Source organism: Azonexus hydrophilus (genome assembly GCF_001956855.1).
GTDB lineage: Bacteria > Pseudomonadota > Gammaproteobacteria > Burkholderiales > Rhodocyclaceae > Azonexus > Azonexus hydrophilus_A.
On sequence record NZ_MTHD01000001.1, the window covers coordinates 296175 to 320442 of the forward strand.

20 protein-coding genes are annotated in these 24268 nt (G+C 52.4%); 10 read left to right on the forward strand and 10 right to left on the reverse strand.

The genetic code is table 11. From position 1 onward, the window contains the following. The first annotated feature begins 21 nt into the window (after positions 1-21). From rng to BJN45_RS01490, 8 genes are all read left to right on the forward strand, one after another. A complete protein-coding gene (rng, locus tag BJN45_RS01455; protein WP_076092482.1) occupies positions 22-1473 on the forward strand; it encodes a ribonuclease G in 1452 nt (483 codons plus the stop codon). A gap of 161 nt (positions 1474-1634) precedes the next feature. Continuing rightward, positions 1635-2861 (forward strand): tyrosine-type recombinase/integrase, encoded by a 1227-nt coding sequence (locus BJN45_RS01460; RefSeq protein WP_076091356.1) that lies wholly within the window; start codon positions 1635-1637, stop codon positions 2859-2861. A gap of 16 nt (positions 2862-2877) precedes the next feature. Then, a complete protein-coding gene (locus tag BJN45_RS01465; protein WP_139326267.1) occupies positions 2878-3411 on the forward strand; it encodes a hypothetical protein in 534 nt (177 codons plus the stop codon). Then, positions 3306-3860, forward strand: a complete 555-nt coding sequence (locus BJN45_RS01470) for a DUF6387 family protein (protein WP_139326268.1) — start codon at positions 3306-3308, stop codon at positions 3858-3860. Before BJN45_RS01465 ends, BJN45_RS01470 begins: the two co-directional genes overlap by 106 nt. A 148-nt stretch (positions 3861-4008) precedes the next feature. Further along, positions 4009-4335, forward strand: a complete 327-nt coding sequence (locus BJN45_RS01475; RefSeq protein WP_076091362.1) for a hypothetical protein — start codon at positions 4009-4011, stop codon at positions 4333-4335. Positions 4336-4373: 38 nt separating this feature from the next. Then, complete coding sequence (locus BJN45_RS01480) at positions 4374-5342, forward strand: DUF932 domain-containing protein (RefSeq protein ID WP_076091364.1); 969 nt, start codon at positions 4374-4376, stop codon at positions 5340-5342. 124 nt (positions 5343-5466) lie between these two features. After that, a complete protein-coding gene (locus tag BJN45_RS01485; protein ID WP_076091366.1) occupies positions 5467-6474 on the forward strand; it encodes a YqaJ viral recombinase family protein in 1008 nt (335 codons plus the stop codon). A 108-nt stretch (positions 6475-6582) separates the two neighbouring features. Beyond that, positions 6583-7500, forward strand: a complete 918-nt coding sequence (locus BJN45_RS01490; RefSeq protein WP_076091368.1) for a hydrolase or metal-binding protein — start codon at positions 6583-6585, stop codon at positions 7498-7500. 283 nt (positions 7501-7783) lie between these two features. Here BJN45_RS01490 and BJN45_RS01500 read toward each other — a convergent pair whose 3' ends face one another. Beyond that, the gene (locus BJN45_RS01500) at positions 7784-8704 is read right to left on the reverse strand and encodes a viperin family antiviral radical SAM protein (protein WP_076091372.1); all 921 of its coding nucleotides are present in this window, start codon (positions 8702-8704) and stop codon (positions 7784-7786) included. A gap of 181 nt (positions 8705-8885) precedes the next feature. Here BJN45_RS01500 and BJN45_RS01505 point away from each other — a divergent pair, with 181 nt between their 5' ends. Together BJN45_RS01505 and BJN45_RS01510 are read left to right on the forward strand one after the other, a co-directional pair. Further along, positions 8886-10835 (forward strand): hypothetical protein, encoded by a 1950-nt coding sequence (locus BJN45_RS01505; RefSeq protein WP_076091374.1) that lies wholly within the window; start codon positions 8886-8888, stop codon positions 10833-10835. A gap of 45 nt (positions 10836-10880) precedes the next feature. After that, positions 10881-11477, forward strand: a complete 597-nt coding sequence (locus tag BJN45_RS01510; RefSeq protein ID WP_139326269.1) for a hypothetical protein — start codon at positions 10881-10883, stop codon at positions 11475-11477. A gap of 97 nt (positions 11478-11574) precedes the next feature. Here the strand turns inward: BJN45_RS01510 and BJN45_RS01515 are convergent, their stop codons facing one another. The 9 genes from BJN45_RS01515 to BJN45_RS01555 form a co-directional block, all read right to left on the reverse strand. Further along, positions 11575-14667, reverse strand: a complete 3093-nt coding sequence (locus BJN45_RS01515; protein WP_076091378.1) for a type III restriction-modification system endonuclease — start codon at positions 14665-14667, stop codon at positions 11575-11577. 159 nt (positions 14668-14826) lie between these two features. Beyond that, the gene (gene darG, locus BJN45_RS01520; protein ID WP_076091380.1) at positions 14827-15882 is read right to left on the reverse strand and encodes a type II toxin-antitoxin system antitoxin DNA ADP-ribosyl glycohydrolase DarG; all 1056 of its coding nucleotides are present in this window, start codon (positions 15880-15882) and stop codon (positions 14827-14829) included. Between the two features lie 14 nt (positions 15883-15896). Beyond that, complete coding sequence (darT, locus tag BJN45_RS01525; RefSeq protein WP_076091382.1) at positions 15897-16538, reverse strand: type II toxin-antitoxin system toxin DNA ADP-ribosyl transferase DarT; 642 nt, start codon at positions 16536-16538, stop codon at positions 15897-15899. A gap of 2 nt (positions 16539-16540) precedes the next feature. Continuing rightward, positions 16541-18430, reverse strand: a complete 1890-nt coding sequence (locus tag BJN45_RS01530) for a site-specific DNA-methyltransferase (protein ID WP_170873003.1) — start codon at positions 18428-18430, stop codon at positions 16541-16543. Between the two features lie 42 nt (positions 18431-18472). Next, positions 18473-19252 (reverse strand): hypothetical protein, encoded by a 780-nt coding sequence (locus tag BJN45_RS01535; RefSeq protein ID WP_076091384.1) that lies wholly within the window; start codon positions 19250-19252, stop codon positions 18473-18475. After that, positions 19239-20009, reverse strand: coding sequence for a DUF4391 domain-containing protein (locus BJN45_RS01540; RefSeq protein WP_076091386.1), 771 nt, complete (start codon positions 20007-20009; stop codon positions 19239-19241). The genes BJN45_RS01535 and BJN45_RS01540 overlap by 14 nt, the downstream gene beginning before the upstream one ends. After that, a complete protein-coding gene (locus BJN45_RS01545; RefSeq protein ID WP_076091388.1) occupies positions 20006-23200 on the reverse strand; it encodes a helicase-related protein in 3195 nt (1064 codons plus the stop codon). Before BJN45_RS01545 ends, BJN45_RS01540 begins: the two co-directional genes overlap by 4 nt. Positions 23201-23203: 3 nt before the next feature. Continuing rightward, positions 23204-23389: a DUF1778 domain-containing protein gene (locus BJN45_RS01550; protein ID WP_076092486.1), complete on the reverse strand. Its 186-nt coding sequence runs from the start codon at positions 23387-23389 to the stop codon at positions 23204-23206. 90 nt (positions 23390-23479) lie between these two features. Continuing rightward, positions 23480-24133: an inovirus Gp2 family protein gene (locus BJN45_RS01555; protein ID WP_076091390.1), complete on the reverse strand. Its 654-nt coding sequence runs from the start codon at positions 24131-24133 to the stop codon at positions 23480-23482. Positions 24134-24268 lie beyond the last annotated feature (135 nt).

Consider the following 24268-nt stretch of genomic DNA (forward strand, 5'->3'; position numbering starts at 1 on the left):
AAACCGCGCATTGTAGAGACTATGTCCGAAGAAATCCTGATCAACTTCACGCCGCAGGAAACCCGCGTTGCCGTCATGCAACAGGGGGTCGTGCAGGAATTGCACATCGAACGCACCGCCAGCCGGGGGCTGGTCGGCAATGTCTATCTCGGGCGCATCGTCCGCATCCTGCCCGGCATGCAGTCGGCCTTCGTCGATGTCGGCCTGGAGCGCACGGCCTTCCTCCATGTCGCCGATATCTGGCAACCGCGCGAAACGGCGCAGGAGCGGCCGATCGAGAAAATTCTCGCGGAAGGGCAGAGCATCGTCGTCCAGGTCGTCAAGGATCCGATCGGTACCAAGGGGGCGCGGCTGTCGACGCAGATCTCGATTGCCGGCCGGATGCTGGTGCATCTGCCGCAGGAAAAGCATATCGGCATCTCGCAGCGGATCGAGGCCGAAGCCGAGCGCGAAGTGCTGCGCGAAAAGATCACCCGCCTGGTGCCGCCGGACGAACCGGGCGGCTTCATCGTCCGGACGATGGCCGAGAACGCCAGCGACGCCGAGTTCGCCACCGACATCGGTTACCTGCGCAAGACCTGGGCCGACATCCGCGACAAGGCACGGACCAGCGCGCCGCCCAGCCTGCTCTACCAGGAGCTGTCGCTCGGTCAGCGCGTGCTGCGCGATTTCGTCAATCCGGAAACCTCGCGCATCGTCATCGACTCGCGGGAGAACTTCCAGAAGCTGACGGTGTTCGCCGAGGAATACACGCCGGCGGTGCAGTCGATGCTTGAGCACTACACCGGTCAGCGGCCGCTGTTCGACCTGCACGGTGTCGAGGAGGAAATCCAGAAGGCGCTGGCCCGCCGTGTCGATCTCAAGTCCGGCGGCTACCTGATCATCGACCAGACCGAGGCGATGACGACGATCGACGTCAATACCGGCGGTTTCGTCGGTGTGCGCAACTTCGACGACACCATCTTCAAGACCAACCTCGAAGCGGCGCTGACGATCGCCCGCCAGCTGCGTTTGCGGAACCTTGGCGGCATCATCATTGTCGATTTCATCGACATGGAAAACGAGGAGCACAAGAAGTCGGTGCTGGAAGAGTTCAACAAGGCGCTGTCGCGCGACCACACGCGGCTGACGGTCAACGGCTTCACCCATCTCGGCCTGGTCGAGATGACGCGCAAACGCACCCGCGAATCGCTGGCGCACGTCCTCTGCGAGCCGTGCCCGACCTGCGGCGGCCGCGGCGAAGTGAAGACGGCGCGTACCGTTGCCTACGAGATCCTGCGCGAACTGCTGCGCGAGGCGCGCCAGTTCAACGCCCGCGAATACCGCATCCTCGCCGGCCCGGACGTCGTCGACCTGTTCCTCGACGAGGAATCGCAATCGCTGGCGATGCTCTCCGACTTCATCGGCAAAGCCGTTTCGCTGCAATCCGAACCCAGTTATTCGCCCGAGCAGTACGACATTGTTTTGATGTAGCGTAATTTTCGTTGATTCGCGATCATTGTTTGTTAAAATTATCGTTAATAATCAATGTTTTTGCGTTTGTTCTGTTGATCTGAGGTGATCCTCGTATAATCGAAGCTATCAACTTTTGGGTAGCTAGATGGGTAGCTACCAAGGCATTTCGAGGAGCCACCTTGGCCAAGATTCAAACCAACCTTCTGACCGATATCCAGATTCGCAAATGGATACGCGCAGGTGCTCCGATTGCAAAGTCTGATGGCGGAGGACTGACCTTTACTCTGTCGGCTGTTGGTGCTGCCGTCTGGGTACTACGATTTCGGCACTCTGGCCGACGACAAGAAGTAACGCTGGGTCGTTACCCGGATTTGTCCCTTGCTGCAGCCCGGTTGATGGCAGCTAAAAAGCGCCTTGCCTTGGTTGAGGGGGTTAATCCGGCAGATGAAGTGCGCAAGGCAAAAAGTCACCGAGATTGGACCATTCGGGAACTGATTCGCGACTACAAGGAATTGGTTTTGAGTACGCTGGCGGAAAGTACCCAGCGAAGCTACGGCAGAAATCTCAAGCGCATTGAAAACGGCATGGGTGCCATGTCAGTTCAGTCGGTTGCTCCTGCAGATGTCGTTGCGCAAATCGAGCGGGTCAAGGCTGGCTGGGTTGAGTTGTTCACCCTTTGGTGTGCCTTGCGCGGTATTTTCAAACACGCGGCAGGCAAAAAACTGATCGCGGCATCTCCGTGTGCAGGCATTCAGCTGGAAGCGATCATTGGTAAGCGCCCGGAGAAGCGGACTAGATTGATGCTCACAGATGATGAAATCGCGGTGCTCATGAATGCCGACATGAATCTGGAGAACCTGCTTTCGGTCCGAATTCTCTTGGCAACAGGTGTCCGCATTTCTGAACTGAATAATGCCTTGAAGGCCAATGTTCACCTTGAAGAGAAACGTTGGCACATCCCCAAAACCAAGACAGGGACTGCAATTGATATTCCGCTCTCGAAAGCTGTTACGGAGTGGTTTGAAACCTTGATCGATATTGCTGGCAACTCGGATTACGTTCTACCGGCTCGATCAAGAGCACGCATGGCTCGTTATGACGGCGATGCTGCAGTTTCGAAAGATGCAATGCGCGAGGCTATCGACTACTGGATTGAACAGCACTCACCCAAGATAAGGCGTTTCACACCGCATGACTTGCGAAGCACGATGAAAAGTCACCTGAGAAAACTGGGTGTGCCTCGTGAGGTGTCAGAGATGTGCTTGAATCACAAGCTGCCGGGGGTAGAGGGTATTTACGATCAACACACCTACTACGATGAGCGACGGGTTGCGTTGGAAAAATGGAGCGATTTCCTGGTCAAATCGTTGCGAAAAAAGATTGGTTCAAAGCGCTCGATAAATTAAGACCCATAAGGCCATCATGATGAGTGAAACTCAGCATTCTCCTGGGAAAGAATGCTCTTCTTTTCCTGACGATTTTGATCGAGATTTGTACGGTTTTAGAGACGATTTTTCGCTTTGGATGTCCGCGCTCGGTCGGCGGGTTGCCTTGATGAGGAAAATTAAGGAGTTTCAGAAATGGCGTGCATCAATGAGCGAATGTTCGGAACAGCAATCTGCACTCAGTAAAGGCTGGGTGGAAGACCTTCAGAGTAAGGTGAGTGCCTTGATTCACGAGCCCATTCCCCTCAAACAAGATGACTTTTATCAATCCATCGTTGGCGGAGCTAAGTTCGCTGACCGAACGGGTTACTTAGAGCAACACCCACCGATCAGTGGCAGAGTGATCCGCGATGAACTTCAGTCCGTCAGCAAATTAAAGATCAGTTTTACCGAAATATCTTTGAATTGGAAATCGACAAACTGGTCGAAAGCGGGTCTAACCAGCAAGAGCTATCGTTCGGCATTTCATTACCCTTTGGGCAAGAAGATGCGCAAAAATATAAAGCGCTGAATACACTCACTGAAAATTACGAAATATGGCGTTCAGATATACAAATGCCAACTTTTGCCGGCGATTTTGGCCTGAAGGTAAATCTGTTTTACGATGACAAGCAGCTGTGCAAGGCGTTTTCCGATTGGCTGAAAGAAACCAGAAAACAGGCAGAATTTCCGATTGCCAAGCGCATGTTTGTCACTTTGAAAAAACTTCAGGACTGGCATGGGATGCGTGTTTTGCCTTACATGGATTTATGGTTGTACCAGCTAGCATTTGATGTGGATTTTGATGAAATCCATCTCGCTAGACTGCTGTTCCGTTGTGAGGATGATACAGAAGCGAGTGGTGACAAAGAGTATAAAAACTGGCTAAGAAATACTCGGAAATGCGCAGAGAGCCTTATACAGCAGTCTGTATTTTTATCCCTTCGCTACAAAACTACCCCAAGTCGTTCCAATCAATAGCAAGCTACTTGCATCTGAAACTTTTTTGGTTACACATATAAAAACCGAAGACTAAGCCTCCTGGCCTTCATCCACTCCATTTTCACCCATTCAAGAGCCAGTCATCCGCAGAGGTGGCTGGCTCTTTTCCTTTTCAGGAGAAGAAATCATGCGTAATAAATGCCCCGTCTGCAATTCGACCAACATCCACCGCCTGCACACTGCCAGAAGGGTTGGCAGCACAGTCGGCGCGGTCGGCGGTGCCGCAACCGGTGCTGGTGGTGCTCTATCCGGTGCACATACTGGCGCAGCAGTAGGTGCTGTCGGTGGTCCTGCCGGCATGCTGCTCGGCGGTCTCGCGGGAGCGATCCTCGGTGGTCTGCTTGGTGGTGCAGCCGGATCGATAGCCGGCAGCAAAGTCGGTGATGTCGTCGACGAAAAAGTCCTCGGCAATTTTCAGTGCGGTGATTGCGGCCACGTCTTCAGCGACCACTGATCTGGCGTTATCCCCATTCATCTTCCAAGGAGTCTCAAATGGCACATCAAATCCAACAGATGGCGTACGTCGGGGAGATACCCTGGCATGGCCTCGGCAACGAACTCACACCGCAGCAGCCAATCGAAGTCTGGGCGGAACAGTCCGGAATGTCCTTCCAGATTCTCGAAACCCCTGTCCGTTTCTTGGCCGAATCGGTTGGTCCGCTCGGTTCCATTAAAACGTTCGCCGATCAAAAAGTGCTCTACCGGTCAGATACGCAGGATGCCCTGTCCGTCGTCTCCAATCGTTACCAAATCGTCCAGCCCTGTGAGGTGCTGGAGTTTTACCGCGATCTCACAGAAGTCGCTGGCTACGAGCTGGAAACCGCCGGGGTGTTGAAGGGCGGGAAAAAGTTCTGGGCACTGGCACGAACCGGCCAATCATCCGCATTGAAGGGCAACGATGTTGTTCAGGGCTACTTGCTGCTCGCCACGTCCTGTGACGGTACGCTGGCCACCACAGCAACGCCAACCACGGTACGGGTGGTCTGCAACAACACGCTGACCATTGCGGTGAATGGTGCTGTGTCGGCCATCAAGGTGCCACATAACACCCGCTTCGATGCTCATGCAGTCAAACAGCAGCTCGGTATTGCGGTGTCTCAGTGGGATGGGTTTATGTACCGCATGCGGACGCTCGCCGAACGTAAGGTTAAGAGCCATGAAGCGATGGCCTATTTCCTCCGCGTGCTCTGCGAAGTCGATCCGAACAGTTCCGACTTGACGAATCTGACCAATGAACGTGCATTGGCCAAGGTGCAATCGCTCTACGACGGCCAGGGTCGTGGTTCCGAATTGGAAGCAGCCAAAGGTACGGCATGGGGATTACTCAACGCCGTCACCGAGTACGTCGACCACGAACGACGCGCACGAAGTCCGGAATACCGTCTGGATTCCGCCTGGTTTGGCCAAGGTGCCGTCATCAAACAGCGCGCACTGGATACGGCGTTAAAACTGGTGGCGTAGTTCGCTTCCAGTTGCCTCACGATTTTTCCGCTTCGAGAGCCTGGGCGGTGAATGCTGGCCAGGCTTTTTGTTGTCCGGAATTCGTGAGGCCTATCTATTTCCCACCTACATTCTGGAGATTGTCATGGCACTCCCATCTGTACCGTTTTCACCCTCACAATCCAGTCGGCCAGCGTTGCGGCTCGTCAGTACCAAGGCATTGCCTCGGGAAGATTGGCTCAATGTCCGCCGGCAAGGCATCGGCAGTTCCGATGCTGCTGCCGCTATCGGTCTCAACCCCTACAAATCCCAACTCGAACTCTGGCTGGAAAAAACCGGCCGTGATGGCTTGTTGCCGAAGACAGATCCGCTCGACGAGGAGAGTCCAGCCTATTGGGGGAATATCCTCGAACCGATTGTGGCTGCGCACTACACAAGGCGCTCAGGCAATCGCGTGCGTAGGATCAATGCGGTCCTTCAGCATCCCGACCCCCAGCTGCACTGGATGCTGGCCAACATCGACCGGGAAGTTATCGGCGCACCGGACGTTCAGATCCTCGAATGCAAAACCGCCGGGATCAACGGCAGTCGGCTCTGGAAAGAAGGTGTGCCGGAATACGTTCAGCTACAGGTTCAACATCAATTGGCGGTTGCCGGAAAAGCTGCTGCCGATGTGGCTGTTCTGCTCGGTGGTCAGCATCTGGAGGTTCATCGTATTCACCGGGATGAAGCCCTGATTGCGCGGCTGATCCAGTTGGAAGCTGCCTTCTGGCGTTACGTCGAGACGGATACCCCTCCGCCGGCAGATGGTTCGGAATCAGCAGAACAGGCATTGCGTTGTCTCTACCCGCAGGACAAGGGAATCGCAGTCGACTTCAGTACGGACCGAAACCTGTCAGCGACCTTTGCCGACTGGGTCAGTGTCCGTCAGACCTTGGCTGAAACCGAGAAGCTGGAGTCGAAGTTGAAGCAATACCTGCAACAGGCCATGGGCGAAGCGTCACGCGCCATCTTCGAGACGGGCGAGGTGAGCTGGAAGAAAGCCAAGGACAGCGTAGTGCTCGATACCGCGCGACTGCTGGCCGATCAACCGGATTTGCTAAAGACCTACGGAATGCAGCGCCAGGGATCGCGGCGATTTGTGCTCGCTTGATTCACCACCGAAAAGCCAACGGATCAGTACCCAACCCACCAACTCCTCATCGGCAACCGGATAGTCATCCGGTGCCGGTGGGGAGTTTTTTATTTGAGAGGAGCAATCATGTTGAAAGGTCTAGTTATCACCCCGCCGGTACTCGGGCGGATTTCTATTGGCAAGGTCGTCGAGAAGGCCGGTAAGCGTCTTCCGGAAAAGGACGACCAGTTCACGATTACCAGCCAGGTACAAGGTGCAGACGGCTGGCTGCCTCATCCGTTTGATGAGGGGTTCCGGAAAGCACAGGGTGGGAAGATTCGTTCGATTCCGATTAGGCTGCTGTTCAACGATCCTGATCTGAACTTCCGGGCTGAATATGCCCTGTTTGACCGGAGGACCGGTCGGCCAGTTTGTGTCGGCAATGGTGAGAATTGTAAGCGACGGACGGAGTCGGGGGTTCAGTCATTGCCTTGTCCTTCTCCTGAAGGTTGTACGCTGGTGCAGAACGGTGCCTGCAAACCTTATGGCCGGTTGAATGTGCTAATAGGCGACGATGATCCGCTCGGGAGTTTTGTCTTTCGGACGACCGGGTTCAATAGCATCCGGACGTTGTCGGCACGGTTGGCATACTTCCAGGCGATCTCCGGGAATCGGCTGGCGTACTTGCCGCTGGAATTGCGGCTGAGAGGAAAGTCGACTCGGCAGAGCATGGGTACCCCGATTTATTACGTCGATCTCACGGTGCGCAGCGGTGTTTCTGTTGAGGATGCTCTTACGGAGGCCAAACGGCTGGAGGCTGATCGCCAGGAAGCTGGGTTTGATCAGGTTGCGCTGGAAACGGCTGCTCGGCAGGGCTTCTCCAATGGCGCGTTTGAGGAAAGCGATGAGGAAGGGGATTCGGTGGTGGTGGAGTTCTATCCGGAGGCGGATGCCAATGGAGATGCCGGATCAGCTCTTTCGTCTGAAAAGGCGACTTTGCCAAGTTTGGTCAGTAAACTTGAGGATCAAGTCGTGAGACTCGGCAGGGAGACGAGTGCAGTTTGATTCAATAAATTACGAGGGGAATGCGCAAAGCATCCCTCTCGTAATTTCAATTCCTATCCTGCCAGATTGTTTTTTGCTCGGTTAAGCAGCTCATGACTCAACCTGCGAACCTCCGAACGAAAGTTGCGAACTGCTCGATGGTCACTGGGCGTACAAGGCACGGAAATCGTTGATTGCCCGGTTGGCGCCCGTAAACGCCCGTGCCGACCGCCATGCCAGAACTCCCAGCCGCTAATTACAAGCCGACGCACCAGCTTATTTATCTCTTTTTCCGATGAGTACCTCATTTCGCCACCGCAATTGAGCGATAACGCGCCAAATATCGATCTGTAGATAACGAGACTTGGGAAAATGCTTGTTCTGCGCCGACATCAATGATCGGGTGGCTGTATCGATACCCTCTGGTGTCCGCATCGTTCTGGAAAAAGCGACCTTGAGGGTCAATCATGATGTAAGACTTTGTCATATCGACATTGTCTTCAATACTGAGCGGAAGTGAGGCATGCCTGTCGATGAATGCTGAAAACTGTGCGTCAGAAATATTCAGGTCATTCGTGACGGTTGGTAGCATGCGCAGAACTTTCCATTTCTCTGGATCAAGTTCACGAATCAAATCCGTCATGTCCTCATCAAAGTTGAGTGCATTGACGACGGTGTTTATCTTTAGCCGCAGATCAGGATTGATCTCCCGCCCAGTCCTGATGTTCTTCGCCAGGGTATTGACCGACAAAACTTGTCCTTGCTTGTCACATCGACCAATTTTTCTGTTCCTGGTAGCATTCGTGGAGTCGACACTCACGCCCAGGAGCGACAACTGAGGCGCTAACTCTCTGATGAGGTCGGTATTGAGCCTACTGGCATTGGTAATCATAGATACTGAAAATCCAAGCTCACGCGCCACTTTTATGGTTCGGAGAGCCTGCTGGTCATAGAGTAAGGGTTCGCCGCCCGCAAAATTCAGCCTGGTCGAGCGCCATTGGATCTTCTGGCTGAGGGGATTTGTCAGGTTGGCTGTGGCAAAAAATGTACGAAGCTCACCCATAAGTTGAGTGCTTCGCGGCAAGTCGTGAATTAGCTCTCGCGACGCATCTGGCTTTTCCCACTTTGCGTAACAGTAACGGCAAGCAAAGTTGCATGCCTCTGTAATGTGCCAGTTGATGACGAGTTCATCCTGCACGGATATTGGTGAGCTGTTTGTCAGCATGTAGGCCTCCTGTAATGTCTAGGTGGCGCCTACTTTGCCGAGCATGCACGGTGATCGAAATGAAAGATGCCGTCCCTTGTCTCGTACATGGGGTTCATCAAGAGGGACGGGATGTTTCACTGTTGGAAGAGGCTGCGATTAGTCAGTATTCTCCCTGTCATTAACTACGCACCTAACGATCATGGCTGTTATCCCAAACTTCGAATCTCTACTTCTAGAAGTCCGTCAGAGTCTTGGACTTGAGCGGTTGTCCTCCAAGAAGCAGGAAGACTTATTGAACCTGGATATGTCTCTGACGACCTATCGCGCACTGCTCGAAAGTGAACTCGAAAAGGTTTTCGATGCGCTCGAATTGGACACCGATGCCCGGCGCGACGCTTCACTGAACCTATTCGACTGGAACAACTTTCAACAAGCGCTTATTCAGCGGACTTGGACCTGTAATGCGAGTCCTCAGCAAGTCGCTTGGTACATGAGTGGCTACTGCTACGCGCCCGCAATTGGACGAATTCTGGCCAACTGGAATCTGGAGGGTGCTTTTGACAAAGGAATGCCGGGAGGTGAATTCTGGTTTTTGCCCAGCAACGATGAGCGCACACAAAGCCTAGTGCTACCGGTACAAAAGGTTGTTTCCTGGCTGATGGATCTGCTCGATCTGCCAATGGATAAATTGAAACTTGACTTGGGTGGTAAGAGAGCAAAGCGCATCGATGGGGATACATACGACTCAATGGAACGGTCGCTTTACAACTGGCTTGATGGCAAGACCCCGCACATTCAGTCTATTGACAGCTATTTTCCCGACGATGCACAGCTCGAATTCAAAGGAACCTTTGAACCAGACAGCCAGAAATCGCATCCTGAGCAATTTGCTGATGCCAAGGCATTCTTGCAGCGCAAAGGGCTAGATGCAGATGCGCTAAGAGATCAAATTCCGATTACGCAACCTGGCGTCATCGAAGCAATTCTTGCTGGAGAGTCGCCTGTCGATATCGAGCAAGAATTCATACAACTACTGTCTATCCGCTATGGTAAGCCTGCTATGCAGACTGTTCGTCAGCGCTTGCGAATTGCACGTATGGTGCAGGATGGATACAAACGTCTCGTTAAGTTTCTGTGCCCTGGAATCGATCCAGCTTGCACCGATCCCTATCACAACAAGGTGCTTCAGCTGATTGGGATTGTAGAAACGATATACAACCTCAGCATTGGCGCTTACAAAAATTGTGACAGTCGTGCCGAAGAGGATGCATGGTTCGAAAGCAAGCTCGCTCCATGGGACAAAGAAACAATCTTTCTGTCTATTCTTCCTTCACGATTCGAGTCGGCATTTGAGGAAGTTCCTCAATTGCTGACAAGGGAATTTGCCAAGCTCGATCCAACCACACCCTTGCAGGATCTTGTTCCGATGGATGAAGGGAATGTACAGCGAATCATCCAAGCAAAACTGAAACAGTTAAAGAGCCTTATCGATGAGGCCAAACGTGTAGGTTACCTGCGTGGATGTGTCGAAACATCGCTCCCCTGGAGTCCATTGGAAAGCGAAAGCAGCTATTGGGTTGTTGGCCAAGTGGCACTAGACGACAACCTGTCTGCAAGCGCACGTGAGAACGTGATTAAGCGGATGCGAGAATTGGCCGCGACACCAGGTCAATTGGTCAGCGCCATCTTGATTGAACTGCATATGCTACTGAATGCTGGACCTAAGGAGAGACCCGCCGACGTGGAAAGTCGCGTGAAATCCTTGCTTGCAGAAGCTGAAGCTAGCCCAGGAAAAACAGAGTGGGAAGCTGCATTGTTGCAGTACAAAGCAAAACATCATCTTGCACAAAATGACTTCAAGTTGGCAGCAAACCTGTTTAGGGCGGCGCTTGATGCCAGTGCTGAGCGTAATTGCGGCTCAATGAGAGGGGAGATAGCGCGCGACTGTTTCGCAGCATCCCTTGTTAATCGGCGACTCAGTCCTCGTGATCATGAAAAGCCGTATCGCCATATGCTGGCGAATGATGTCATTGAGGGAGTGGTGGTTACGCTAGAGAAAACCGCAACAGCTGTTGCAAGCTACTTTTCGGAGACCCTTTATAAACCGTATCCCGGCTATCCCAGGCAGGAGGTCCGTTTCAGTTTTTGAAGTTATCCTTGGCTTTAGTCCCTTGAGAATATGCATACCCTTTAGATGATCTACTGTACTTGCGGCGGACAAAAGACGTGTTTCAAATGCGATGGCAAAGGCTGGATGGATGAGCCTGAGGAAGGTGCCGAGGATGCAAGCATCGTCTTTCCCCCTGTCCTTGAAGACTATTCGCGCATGCCGGAGCCCAGCACGGAGAAATTCGATGCAGGGAGAAAGAAGCCTCTTATTGCTCAGGTCAAAGGTGGCTTTTCTATCCCTCGGAGTTCTTCAAACATGGAGGCAGCTAGTCTCAAAGCACGCAAGTTGGCGAAGGCGGCCAAAAAAGCGGCTGGCTTGGCGGTACCTGAAAAGCCAGATCAGCCAACGGCAACCCAACAAAAGGCGTCAGGAATTTCTCGTGGCAAGGGTAAGGGACTTGGAAAGTCGGTACTGAGGTTTCTGACAGACGAGCAAAGATCTCTGCTGGTCGAGCACGAACAGAAACTCGCCAAATTGACAGAGGTATTGCCTAGCGCCGGAGATGCGGCGGAGCAGGTTGCCTTGCGTATACAGGACGAGAAGCGAGCAATCAGAAAGCTACAGAGCAAGGCGCGCAGAATTAAGAAAAAACAGAAAGCGGATTCGGGTTCTGCCTGTTAAGTTCTGCGTACCCCGCGCTAATCACTGACGATCACGGCGATAAGAACGTTCGGAAGCGATCTAACGCTTCCGAACGGCCTCTACGAGCTCGATGGTTTTAGGCGTCAGCCTTCGCCATCAAATCATCAATATTCCGGGCGACAACATACCTTGCTGTCTTCCCTTCCGTGCCTAGGGCAGCAAAGTGAGCAGTTCCGCATTTGATTTTTCCGCTTTCGCGATCACGCAGCTCATCTTCAAATAGGCCGCCTTTGGTCTCAACGACAAAGTACAGTCGTTCCTGGCCATCCAGCGTCACCAGAACAGCCCAGTCGGGGTTGTATGTACCCAGCGGCGTTGGCACCTTGAACCAGCCTGGCAGCTTGGCGTACACCTTGACCGCCTCGTTCTTCTCCAGCGATTCCGCAAAATCCCGCTCAACAGCAGAGTCATAGACGACGTGCTCGTAAACCGATTTCTCGGTGTTGAGCACCAGGTTCTGCAGATATCCGGACAGCTCTTCGGATTCGAACATTTCCTGTGCGTAGTAGTGCTCGTCGCCGAGGCGCTGGTACTTGATGCCATCCACCAGAGCCAGGCGCTTGCAGCGGTTAATTGCGTCCGAGGCGATTTCGATGAACTGCTGCGGATTTCGTTTGAAGTCGTTCAGCCGAGTGCTTTCGGTCAGAATGCGAGCAATCGTTTTTCGGGTCAGTTGGGTTCTGTCCTGCAGCTCCGTCAGCACGTCGGGTAACTCGATATCCGCCTCATACAGGGCGATAGGCTCGGATACGGAGAGCAGTGAGGCATCGACCCCTGCTTTGCCAATCGCCATGCCGGCCTTTTTCCATTGCAAGCGGGTCTTGGACACGGGCGGAGCATTGTCCAGCGCTTCAATGCAGCGCTCGATCAGTTTTTCGTTGTCGAATTGAACTCGATACGTTGTCTTGTGCTTGATGCGGTCCCACAGCGCCTTGAATTCAGGGCTGAGCAAGACTGACTTCCTGACCGAAATCGGTTTGCGGTCGTCGGCATTCTTCACTTCCAGCTTGCCGGAAAGCTTCTTCAGTACCGCCACGATTTGATGGCGCTGCGCCTCAAACTCAGCAGGCAGTTGCAGGTTGCCGCTCTTTAAAGCCGTCTTCAGTGAATCCTGAACCTTGCCCTTGTCGCTGATGTAGCCCTGTGCCTGGAGGTGTTCCCACAAGGTCTTGGATGCCTCAAAGCCAAAGGGCGAAACCTCGCCGCTATCAGAGGTCACCGGAATGCCGGCAAATTCGTGGTCATGTACCACACCAAACTGAATCCCGGTGTCCTTCTCAATGTCCTTCTGTAAGTTTTCGGCAAACTGCTCGTAGCTTTCCGTGGCAATCACCGTCAGCGTATTGATTTCGAAACCACGCAATCGCTCACCCTTCTGATTGACGCAAAGACGCAAGCCACGGCCAATGGTTTGCCGGCGCCAGCGTTCGGTCTCGCGGGTCGAGAAGTTGCAAATCTGGAAGACATTCGGGTTGTCCCAGCCTTCCTTCAACGCAGAGTGGGAGAAGATGAACTTCAACGGCGACTCGAAGGAAAGCAGTTTTTCCTTGTCACGCATGATGAGGTTGTAGGTATCGTCGTCGGCAGCCGTCGTACCGCTCGTATCCTTGAGCATTTCGACCGTTCTTCCACCGACCTTCTTTTTGTCGATGGAGAAGTAGCCGTTATGTACTTCGTCGGCAGCCGTTGCCAGGTCGATCTCACCAAACAGGCTCTGGTAGTCAGGGTGACGTGCCCAACGCTTGTACTCTTCCTCGAAGATCACAGCGTATTCGCCCTTTACCGTATTGCCTTGCTCGTCGTATTGCCGGTACTTGGCCACTTCGTCGATGAAGAAAAGGCTCAAGACTTTTACGCCAAGAGGCCGCAGTCGTTTTTCCTTGTCCAGGTGTTCCTTGATCGTGCGACGAATCATTTCCCGATGCACGGCGCTGGCATCAACATCCCCCCAGGCATCACCTACTAGCAGAAATACTTCGTTGCCAGGCATTTTCAGTTCAAGGAACTGATCGCTGCTTTTTTTCCCGCTACCAGCGCGGATTTCTCCGATGCGAATATCGGCATACAGCGCACGGCCGGTTTCCTGTTCCAGATCGAAGCCGTCCTGAACGGTGATTGTGTCCCGGCGCACCACGCCTGCGGAGTTTTCACGGTCAACCTCGATGCTGGCCGTGATCACGCCGCGTTTGTTATTGATTGCAAGCACCTTCACATAAGGTTTGTTGTTGCCACCCTGAACCGTGGCTGCTGCAACCTCAATTTGCTTCACCAAGCGTTGTTCATAGGCATCCACGGCATCCAGGCGATACACCATGTGGTGCTTGTCTACGTGGGTTGCCGAGTAACGCAGGGTGCAAAGCGGCGACATGTGTGCCAGTGCTTTTTTCCCTTTGCCATCGATGCCGCCATCAACGCTTTGCGGCTCATCGACGATCAGGATCGGACTGGTCTGGCGAATCAGATCAATGGGACGCTCACCACCCGTCTTCTCACTGGCACGGTACATCTTGTTCTTGGACTTCTCGCGGCGCTTGGCTTCGTCGGATTCTTCCGCTTGCGCTGCCGCTTCATCACCAAACTTGTTGATGGCGCCGACCGTGATGACCATGATCTGAATATTCGGACTGGTCGCAAAGTTACGGACCTGACCGAGTTTGTCGGAGTCGTACTGGAAGAACTCATATCCCTTGGCTGCGGGGTAGAGGTTCTCGAAATGCTCACGGGTGATCTGCAGCGTCTTGTTCACGCCTTCCTTGATCGCCACGGAGGGCACGACCACCACGAACTTAGTGAAACCATAGCGCTGGTTCAGCTCAAACACGCTGCGTAGGTAAACGTAGGTCTTCCCGGTCCCCGTTTCCATCTCGACCGTGAAATCGAGCGGTTGGTTGTCCTTCAAGGGTAGGGAAGGGGGTAAGCCGTTACGGAGCTGGATGTTCTGCAGGTTTTCATTGACGTGCTCATCCACCAGCAGCTTTAAGGCATTGCCGATACCGCCGCTCTCGGTGAATTGCTTGCCTTCAAAACCTTGCTGAGTCCCGGCACCACCCAAGGACTGAGCAGTGACTGTGAAGACGGATCGGCAAACCTCCTGGCCTCGAAACAAATCACACACGGCCTCAATGGCATCGATTTGATACGGTAGGTCGGATTCAAAATGCAGTTTCATTATTTGCTCTTCTTGGAAACTAGCACCAAGTCGAGGCAGTGGTGTTCCACCTCTTCGTGATTGCTGTCGGCTTCAGTTGTTCGGAGAAACCGAACAACTGAAGCATCCATCTAATTCATTCCCCACGGCCTCACTCGGCTTCAGAGTGAGGGTCAAAGGTCATGCAGTTGCTACGGGGTGAATCCAGCCCTTATCTGCCAAGACATTCATCGCAATACCGATCTGCCTCGGGGAAAACTGCCGTTTTCTCTCATTCCATGCGTGGGTTCGAGCAACGACATCAGCCTGGTTGCGAACTGTTTGATCTTGCTGGGTGATCCAGTGCACTGTCGCCAATAGCTCCAGGCCAAAAGGCGTTTCAAAACCTTCAACCAGTGAATCGACACGTTCGAAACGAGCACGCGTTTCCTGATGAGACTCCAGGAAGGCATTGGCATCCTCAACTGCACCCGGTACCAAGTTCAACGGCTTTGCCGGGTCATCGCCACCATCGGCATAACCCGAAATCAGGTGCCCTTCGATGGTACGAAGAACGTGACGAAGATTCTCTGCGTAGGGACCGTAAGGACCTTTGATGTACTGCAGACGAAGTGGCTCACCGGCTATCTGCATGAAGTACATCAGCTTATGCACCTCCAACAGGGAAATCGTCGGATCGAGCAGTCCCTTCATGTAGCGACTCACCAACTCGACTAGAGCGGCACGACCCGGCGTCATTTTCGGCACTTCACGGCTGTGCTGCATTTTGTCGGCTTGCGGCGCTCCCTTCGGCTCATAGATGCGGACAGTCACATCGGCCAATGGCGACAGGTGTTTCTCGATTAACGGACGCACATCATCCCAGTCCAGGCCGCCTAGGCCGGCACCCAGCGGAGGAATGGCAATCGATCGAATGCCACGCGACTTGATATCCGATGCCAGTGCCACCAATCCAGATTCAATGTCTTCAATGCGGCTGTTGCCACGCCAATGGCGTTTCGTCGGAAAGTTAACGATGTAGCGCGGCGTGGTCAGTTGTCCTGTTTCAAAAATGAACATACGACCCGGCTGCAATTCCTTGCGTGCGCAGGCTGCTTCATAAGCCTTGAAGTTCTTTGGCCAGGCGTTCTTGAACTGCAGGGCAATGCCGCGTCCCATCACGCCAACACAGTTCACTGTGTTGACGATGGCGTCTGCCTCGTCCTTCAAAATGTCGCCGCTTGTCAATTCAATCATGGCGATCCCCCGCGTTAGTTGTAGTACCAATCGGTCTTAACTTCGACCGTTGGTTTATGTTCTTGTTGCTGCAAAGCGTTCAATACTTGGCCGTAAACGATATTGTTGCTGACTCCAATTCGCCTGACCAGTCCCCAAGGAAAACTCTCCTCAAACAAAAATTCGCTTTGCTTGGCTTCTTTACACTGATTCCAAATCCTAGCTTGCACGGCATCCCAGTCGATTTCGTTGAGATTCGCCAAGTCCGCTCGGTCTTCAAAGTAGTAAGACCCTGCATTAGACAACGTAAATGCCCAACGACGATTATTGGCGTTCGCCCAAGCTACGGTTTCGTATAGATCGGATTCAAGGTGAACGATCTGAGTTTGCCCGCCTTGGTAGGTTAATTCGGCGTTGCGGCGATGGATCAAATACAGCATCACCGAGCGCGGACAGAAGTAAAACGGAACACATTGCCCGACAAACAGTGTCGGATGGCTATCAAGGCGCAATTCATTTAAGCGACGTTGCTTGATGTTGCTCATGCCAACCACAGTTCCCGGCAAATCAAGTTCCAACACCTTCGCATCTGAGAAAAGCCCATTGCAATCCAGGATCGAAGGCAGTCGGTCTACGTGACAGATGTGGTAAATCTTGGGTTGGGCTGGCATAGGCATGCTTACAAGCTCCGCACCTGCTTGATACCGTGTTGTTCAAGGATTGCGGCCAGGTTGCTCTTGGCCACATCGTTCTCGAAGGCGCTATCGCGGAATACCGCTGTGGTGTCACCGACCGTACCTTGTTCTTCACGCCAAGCGACTATGCCGAGAGCCAAAGCTTCCACCTCTGCCGCCTTGATGTTTTCGACCAAGCAGGCCATCAGTACGCCAGCACCAACGCTATTGACCTGTTTGCCTACAATTTCTCGCTTCTCGATGGGAACGCAGAGGTCCAGACCAAGCTTGAGCAGGATTTCGTAGAGGATGTCGTCGCTGCTGCGGTTCGATTCTAGGTGTTCAAGATGATCGAACAATGCGGCTTTCATATCGCCGACCTTAGGATTCCAAGCTCGTATATTGGAGGTATCAAGCTGAAAAACTCGAAAGCCTACATCTCCAGTAAACATTGGGTGTTCAAATTTAATAGCCTTGCCGGCTCGACGCAGTCGCTCTGCGGTAATACGACTTATGGTTGGATAGTTTTCATTATTCGTGCGTTCAGGAATTTGAACCAAAATAAATCGCCGATTACCGCCATCTTTTTTGTTCGCTTCATAGACCGCCTGTCCTGTGGTTCCTGAGCCGGCAAAAAAATCAAGAACGAGATCATCACTCCCTAATGCTCCAACCTGAAATATCCGGGTTAGTAAACGTAGCGGTTTAGGGGTATCAAACGGTGCGACACCATCAAATAGACGATCCAAGGCTTTCTTTGCCTCATCAGTATGTCCAACATCGACGTGAGGCCACCAATTGTGAGGAATAAGACCGTCCCTGACATCTGCTAGGAAAAGTTTAAGGGCAGGTACTGCATTTGTTCCTTGCAAACCCCACCAGATTCGCCCTTCTGACTCGTGCTTATCATGCGTTTCCTTAGAAAATTTCCAGGCTTTGCGATCTGGATTGATTTCTAGTCCAGTATTTGGGTTTCTGATTGGATAGACAAGGTTTGGCCTGTCTTCAACAGAGGCCATATTCCAATAATCAACAGGTTTCCAAGGTCCCCGAGGATCGTTGTCTGGGTTTTGGTATCTAGCGAGTGAATCATCATCGCGTGGCAACAAGCCGTTATCAAAACTTTCTGATTTTGAATAAATCAGGACATAGTCTCGAATAGAGGCGATGCCCTTAAAGTTGTTGCTTACTGCATATTTTTTTTGCCATGAAGCACAAGCACGGAAATTTTCTTCACCAAAAATCTCATCGCAAAGAAAGCGCAATGTAGATGCTTCACCGTCGTCAATGGTTATAAAAATAACTCCATCTTCACGAAGCAAGTTCCTCGCAGCTTTTAGCCTCGGATACATCATGTTCAGCCAGTCGGTATGGAACCTCCCACTGGCCTCTGTGTTGCTGGTGATCTTCGTACCACCCTCTGTCTGCCTTGTTAGTTCCAGGTAGTTCTTTATGTTGTCTTGGAAATTGTCGGGGTAAACAAAATCATTACCAGTGTTGTAAGGTGGGTCGATATAAATAAGCTTTACTTTTCCCGCGTAGCTCTTCTGCAGTAACTTCAGTACTTCTAGGTTATCGCCCTCAATCATCAGATTTTGCGTCGTCTCCCAATCAACGCTTTCATCCGGACATGGACGCAGCGTGCCGATGCTCGGGGTCAAAGCGATCTGCCGTGCCTTTTTCTTGCCGTGCCAGTTCAAGCCATATTTTTCGTCTGCGTCGGTCACGATCTGGTCACCAACCAAGGCTTTCAGCACATCGACGTTGATGGCTGGACCGCTCGTGCCTTCCGTGATCAGTTCAGGAAACAATGCTCTTAGCTGCGCCAGATTGTCGGCCATGATGTCGGCAGATTGCGCTTCAGGACTGTTGGCTTCTATTTTTTTGATACTCATAAAATTCTCGGTTCAATTCTTGGTGTGTCTTGCATCTTGGTATTACTTCTGCGCCTGCTCTTCGTATTCGCAACAAGTTTTTTCCGCTAGATAGCTCCTGCCACAGCACTCGCATTCGGCGGCATCGATATCTGTGTTGCAACAAAAACAAAATGGTCTTTCGTGATAGCCAATGACCAGGAACTCTTGCCTACAAATCGGGCAGTCTAGCGTTCCACGAAACTCATCAGGGGTATCTGTCTCTTCCTCGTTCCATTGCGGCCAGTGTTGGTGCATCCACCGTTCGAGGCGATGGCTCGCAATCCAGTAAAGATCCTGCCTGTCATAGACGTGATCCTGGATGGCGCGCAGTCGCTCAGGCGTTAGATCATTGTCCAGTCTTTCATTGAGCACTTCGCCAACAAAAAACAGGATAAATGCCAGCGAGTCTGACAGAGTTTGGTTGTCTTCATCTTTATGATCGTAACGGTGATGCTCGATACGATTTCTCCGACCCTGCATTTTCTCAATAACCTCACGCGACTGCTTGAAAAGTCCAAGCCCAAGGTTGTCGAGACGGTTCATTGCCTCTTTTGCACCTACCGTGATTGAGTCATCCTTAACAGGCTTGTCGATATCCCGATAAATGAGCAGGGGATTAACACGATGGAGTTGTTCCTTGAGAAAAAGCTCTATCGCATGGAAAACCGTCATGATGGCGTGTTTCCGGCTCGAATAGCTCGAATCACGCATGAAGTAGTCGATCCCGACCTGAAGCGAATCAATCGCATTTAAATAGATTTCGCTATGCTGGCTATTTGTTTTGTCCTTACAGTTTTCCAAGAATCACCCCCAACTCGCCTTGAGTCCGCTTGATTTCGAGGTTCATTTCCACCTGTTTAGCAACCTGTCTTTCCTTGGACGCCAAGCTTCTGAGACGCCCAAGTTCAGTTTGCAGGCGTTTGGATTCCAGCACTGCCTGATGGCGTTCTGCCGCATGTTCCCGAGAAACCGAAGCAGCAAATACCCCAGTAACGAAGGCCGCTTGCAAGGCGATTACGGTATCCATCCACCCTTGATAAAGGGCATGCAGCGAAAGGCGCGGCTGGTTGTCGAGCGCAAGGGCTTCGACAAATTGCTGTACGAGATCGGATCGTCCAGGTGAGTGCAGGTTGGCTTCCAACACCTCGCCATCGAGTACCGTTTTTCCAGCTTCGTTTTGTGCCCAACGCTTATGCGCCAGCGAGATACTTACACCGGATGGGGAATACGCCATCAAGAAAGTTGGATAGGGAATGGCACGATGTACCAGCTCGGCGATGCGACTGGCTTTGGCGTCCGGACGAAGGTTGAGGCTCAAGACGGCGATTTCGAGGTAATCACGCGCCTCATCTTGATAGGCCGGAATGCCAACCGTCACTGGCTTCAATGCTGCCAGCCATTGAATATCGTCGATGCCGTCGGTGATGGCGCGTTTATCTGCTGCTGTTGGCATCCCCGTCTCGATCAGCATTTTCTTGGGAATACGCTGGTTGACCGTAGCACCGTCTGGAAAACCCAGCGCAGCGAAGAGGCGAGACAGGTCGAAGCTGACTGTCAATTCGCCAGCTCCGGCAGAATCACCATGTACCCGACGACTTCGAAATCGTTGCTGCCAGCGAATTCGCCTTTCAAGGCATGGGTTCCACCCGGTGAAAACAGGCTGGCAATCGCTCTTTCCTCACTTTTGCCAACAATCGAGCTAACAGCGGTAGCCAGCAATTGCTGAACTGATGCCATGTCTGCACCGTACTTGGTCTGCTTGTCGAAGCGGTTAATAGCCGCCGAATCAGGGGTGTCACGTCCCAGACTGACTCGCTTGAGCCAGTCCAGGATGCGCTTGGCTTGGGTATAGGGAAGCTCGACTGATCCCATTTCGCTGACATGAACGAGGAAATGTGGTGCCAACGGATAGCCTGCATCAGTAATTTTCTGCGCAGCCGTCCCTTCTGCCCTAAGACAGAAAATGACTCCCGGCGTGATATCGGCATCCATGCTCGTGGTGACGGCGCAAGCACCCAGCGGTAAGGATTCCAGCTTGCCGGGATGTGCTTTCAGGTATTGCGCCAGGTCGATGCGGAAGTCGGTCAGTGTCAAATCAGTAATCGATACGCCGGAAGACAGGTCTTCGAGGTCGATCACCGTGTCTTGCAGCTTGAGCAGTTGCTTGCGCCGGTATTCCAGGTCGTTCATCGGATTACCGGACTGCTGTTCGATCAGGTTTTCTTCGCCGGTTGCCGAGATATCGAGCAATACCATGCGACCGCTAACCCGCTGTTCGAGATTGATGTACTCATCCAGCTCCATGTTAGGCCAGAAGTTTACAAGCTGAATTCGCTCGTTCGGCGAACCAATCCGGTCGATACGACCAAACCGCTGAATGATGCGAACCGGATTCCAGTGGATGTCGTAGTTGATCAGCCAGTCGCAGTCCTGCAGGTTCTGACCTTCGCTGATGCAGTCGGTGGCAATTAGTAAGTCCAGTTCGCCTTCATGTGCCAGATCAGCGGGACGTTCCTTGGAGCGGGGTGAAAACGCGGACAGGATGGAGGCAAGATCCTTACGAAGATGCGGAAGACTGGTTTGATTTCTCCCAGTACCGGTGACCAACGCGCTTTCGATACCCAGGTCGGCTTTAGCCCAAATGGAGAGTTGTTCGTATAGGTAAGCCGCTGTGTCAGCGAACGCCGTAAAGATGATGATCTTTTTGTTGCCTGGATTGGCTGGATGCTCGATTTTGTGAGCAATGACTTCTCGCAAAGCAATCAGCTTGGCATCCCGACTTGCATCAACTTGCTTGGCTGCTGCATACAGTGCAGCCAGGCGATTGCGGTCTTCGATCAGATCTTGTCGCCAGCGCAGCAAATCGACATCGCTTAACAGCACCTTTACTTTGCGACCGACCAACAGGGTTTCAAAGGCTGGATCGTCAATATCGACATCGGCAATGTCCAATTCCTCAAATTCGGGATCGTGTGCCTCAATACGCGCCAGGGTGCCTTCGACATCCTTCAATTGCCGATGAACGGTCAGCGTGAAGGATGAGACCGCACTTTCCATGCGTTTGAGCACGTTAACGCGCAACAGGTGAATCAAGCTTTCTTCACGGTCAACTTGCCGGAAGAAGCTTTCTCCACCGCGAATTTGGGTGCTGTATTTGGCGTCGTAGTCGGCTTGCTTATGCGGCAAAACGTAGCGTAGTGGTGCATAGGAAGCCAGGTTCAACCGACGAATCTCAAGGTTGATGTCTCGAATCGAACGAAATTCGCCAGCTCGATCAACATCAGGCTTGATGTTGATCGGCGGCAGTCGCTGCGGGAACGAGCCGGTTTCTGCTGTGCCGTAATACTTCTGAATATGTTTGCGTGACCGTGCAATCGTCAGGTGATCCAGCAATGTAAAGTAGTCGAAGCCCAACATCTCAATCAGGCGATTGGGAGTTTTCTCTTCATCGTCGAGACTCAGCCAACGATTGAACTGAGCTTGCGCCTTGCGCGTTGTGGCCTCGATGCTGGCAATGCCATGTTCCATTAGCGCCATGTCGTCGCCTTCGGTAGCAAAGGCGATCTGATTCCTCAGATCAGCAAGGCGGTTGTTGACCGGCGTAGCTGACAACATCAGCACACGAGTCTTTACGCCTTCCTTGATGATCCGGCGCATTAGACGGTCGTAGCGAGACTCTCGTCCCTTGTGAGTTGCCTTGTTTCGGAAGTTGTGCGATTCGTCGATGACAACCAGATCGTAGTTGCCCCAGTTCACATGGGCTAGGTCAATATCTCCCGATGTGCCGCCATCCCGAGACAGATCGGTGTGATTGAGCACATCGAAGTTGAGGCGGTCGGCAGCCAGTACGTTGCGCTTGTCGTTTGCCTTGTAGATCGTCCAGTTGTCGCGCAAACGCTTCGGACACAGCACCAGCACTCGGTCATTGCGAAGCTCGTAGTACTTGATGACGGCGAGAGCCTCGAAGGTTTTTCCAAGACCTACGCTGTCGGCGATGATGCAGCCGCCGAAGCGACTCAGCTTGTCGATAGCACCGACAACGCCATCACGTTGAAACTTGTACAGCTTTTTCCAGACCAGTGTATTGCGGATACCCGTGGCTGATTTGACGATGCGTTCCTCATCCATCTCATCCTCGGTGTTGCTGAAGAGGTGGAAGAGAATCAGCGCGTAAAGGGTAAATGGCGGGGTGTCAGCAGCCAACGACTCCAAGGCTTCGATAAACGCTGTTTTGTTGCTTGCGTCATCTGAAAGGCTGTTCCACTGCATGTCGAACCATTGGCTCAACATCGCCGCTTCGTCGGCTGTGTCTGATGCTTGAATGAGATTTAGCGGATTGCCTGGTGTAATACCCAAGCCATCACTGGTCATCCCAAATGAACCCATGACAACCTGCTGCGCCGCGCCGCTTGCATCACGAACAACCGCAACGCCTTGTGGAACCTTGCCAGTAGCCAGGCGAATATCTGCCTTGGCTTTGGTCCATTCCGCACACCGATTTGCCAACCAGCGTGACTGCAGCTGGTTTCTTGCTGCGCGGTCAGCCTCATTACCTAGTAGCCTCAGTTCCCCATCAACAGCGGGAATCACGATCTTGCTTTGATTCAGAGTCTCCAGCTTGGACTGCAACGATGAGAAAGCAAATAACGAAAATTCGGGGGTAATGAGATCGAGCTGGCCATCCTTCTCCAACTTGGGATCAAGCAGGTCAATGAGGCGATCAGTGCCAGAGTTTTTAAGTAAGCGCATTGATTAACTCTCACCTTGGCTCTGGGATGTTACTGCTGGCTCCAGTTTGGCTTTTTTTGCGTATTCCATGACTAAAACCTCAATCATGGAAGCCAGGGAGCGATGCTCACGATCTGCTGCTTGTCGTAGCAAGTCTTTGATCTCAACAGTGGTTCTGATGGTCAGCGTTTCGTTCTTTTGGCGTGGCATGATGAGCCTCATTGGCAATGACTGCCAATGTACTGCCATTTCATGATCGGTTCAATGCCAAGCAGTTATTTTTTGGTTGGCTGTCAGCGGCTAAATGCGGCTGGTTCCGAAACTGTGCACACCGTCGCCGAAATGCTTGGTTTCTGCTTTGCAGAGGTAGCTGACTCGATAGAAAAAATCGTTGAAGGTATCTCGGTCATCGCGGGTCAGCTTGTAGGCGTGATTTTCCGGTATGTGAACGAGACCAACTGCCTCTTGTGCTAGCAACCCCAAGGCACTTGCCCATGCTTCAACCAAAAGATTGAAGAGATTTTTCCTGCCGATTTGGAACTTGCCGAGCTTGAAGAAAGCGTCCCTGTTGAGCAGTATGACTAGGTGGTAATGCGGAACTCCATGTTCCCCGATTTCTCTGCACCAGACGTAGCTCAGCGCGGTGCTGTGAGCATATTCAGACTCTTCTGCTCGTAACTTTCGGTTGTGCAGAATCTTTGCCCTTAGTGATGCGAAGAATCGCTCCAGTGGCTCGTTGCCGCTTGAGTCACCAAAACCCCAATCAGAAGGAAATCGGAGGTCGACGCGGAATGCAAAAGTCCTCGGATGTTTCAGCAATGCAAGTCGAGCGACGTTCAACGCTCGCGATAGATATTCTTCGACCAGCGGTCCGCGCTGCTGGAATACTGTGAATCCCTCGAATTGATCTTCGAAGAACAGCTTCAGGTTATTGTTTTGGGGATGTCGTTTCATGAAAGTCTCAGTTATCTGATGTTCTATTGGTTTTATCTTATTGATTTATATTACTAATGCCGAAATTCTGGCTGTTGGCGTTCCGGCGCATTTGTTTTCATCAAGTGCCGGATTGCAGGTGCGCTTGCAAATAAA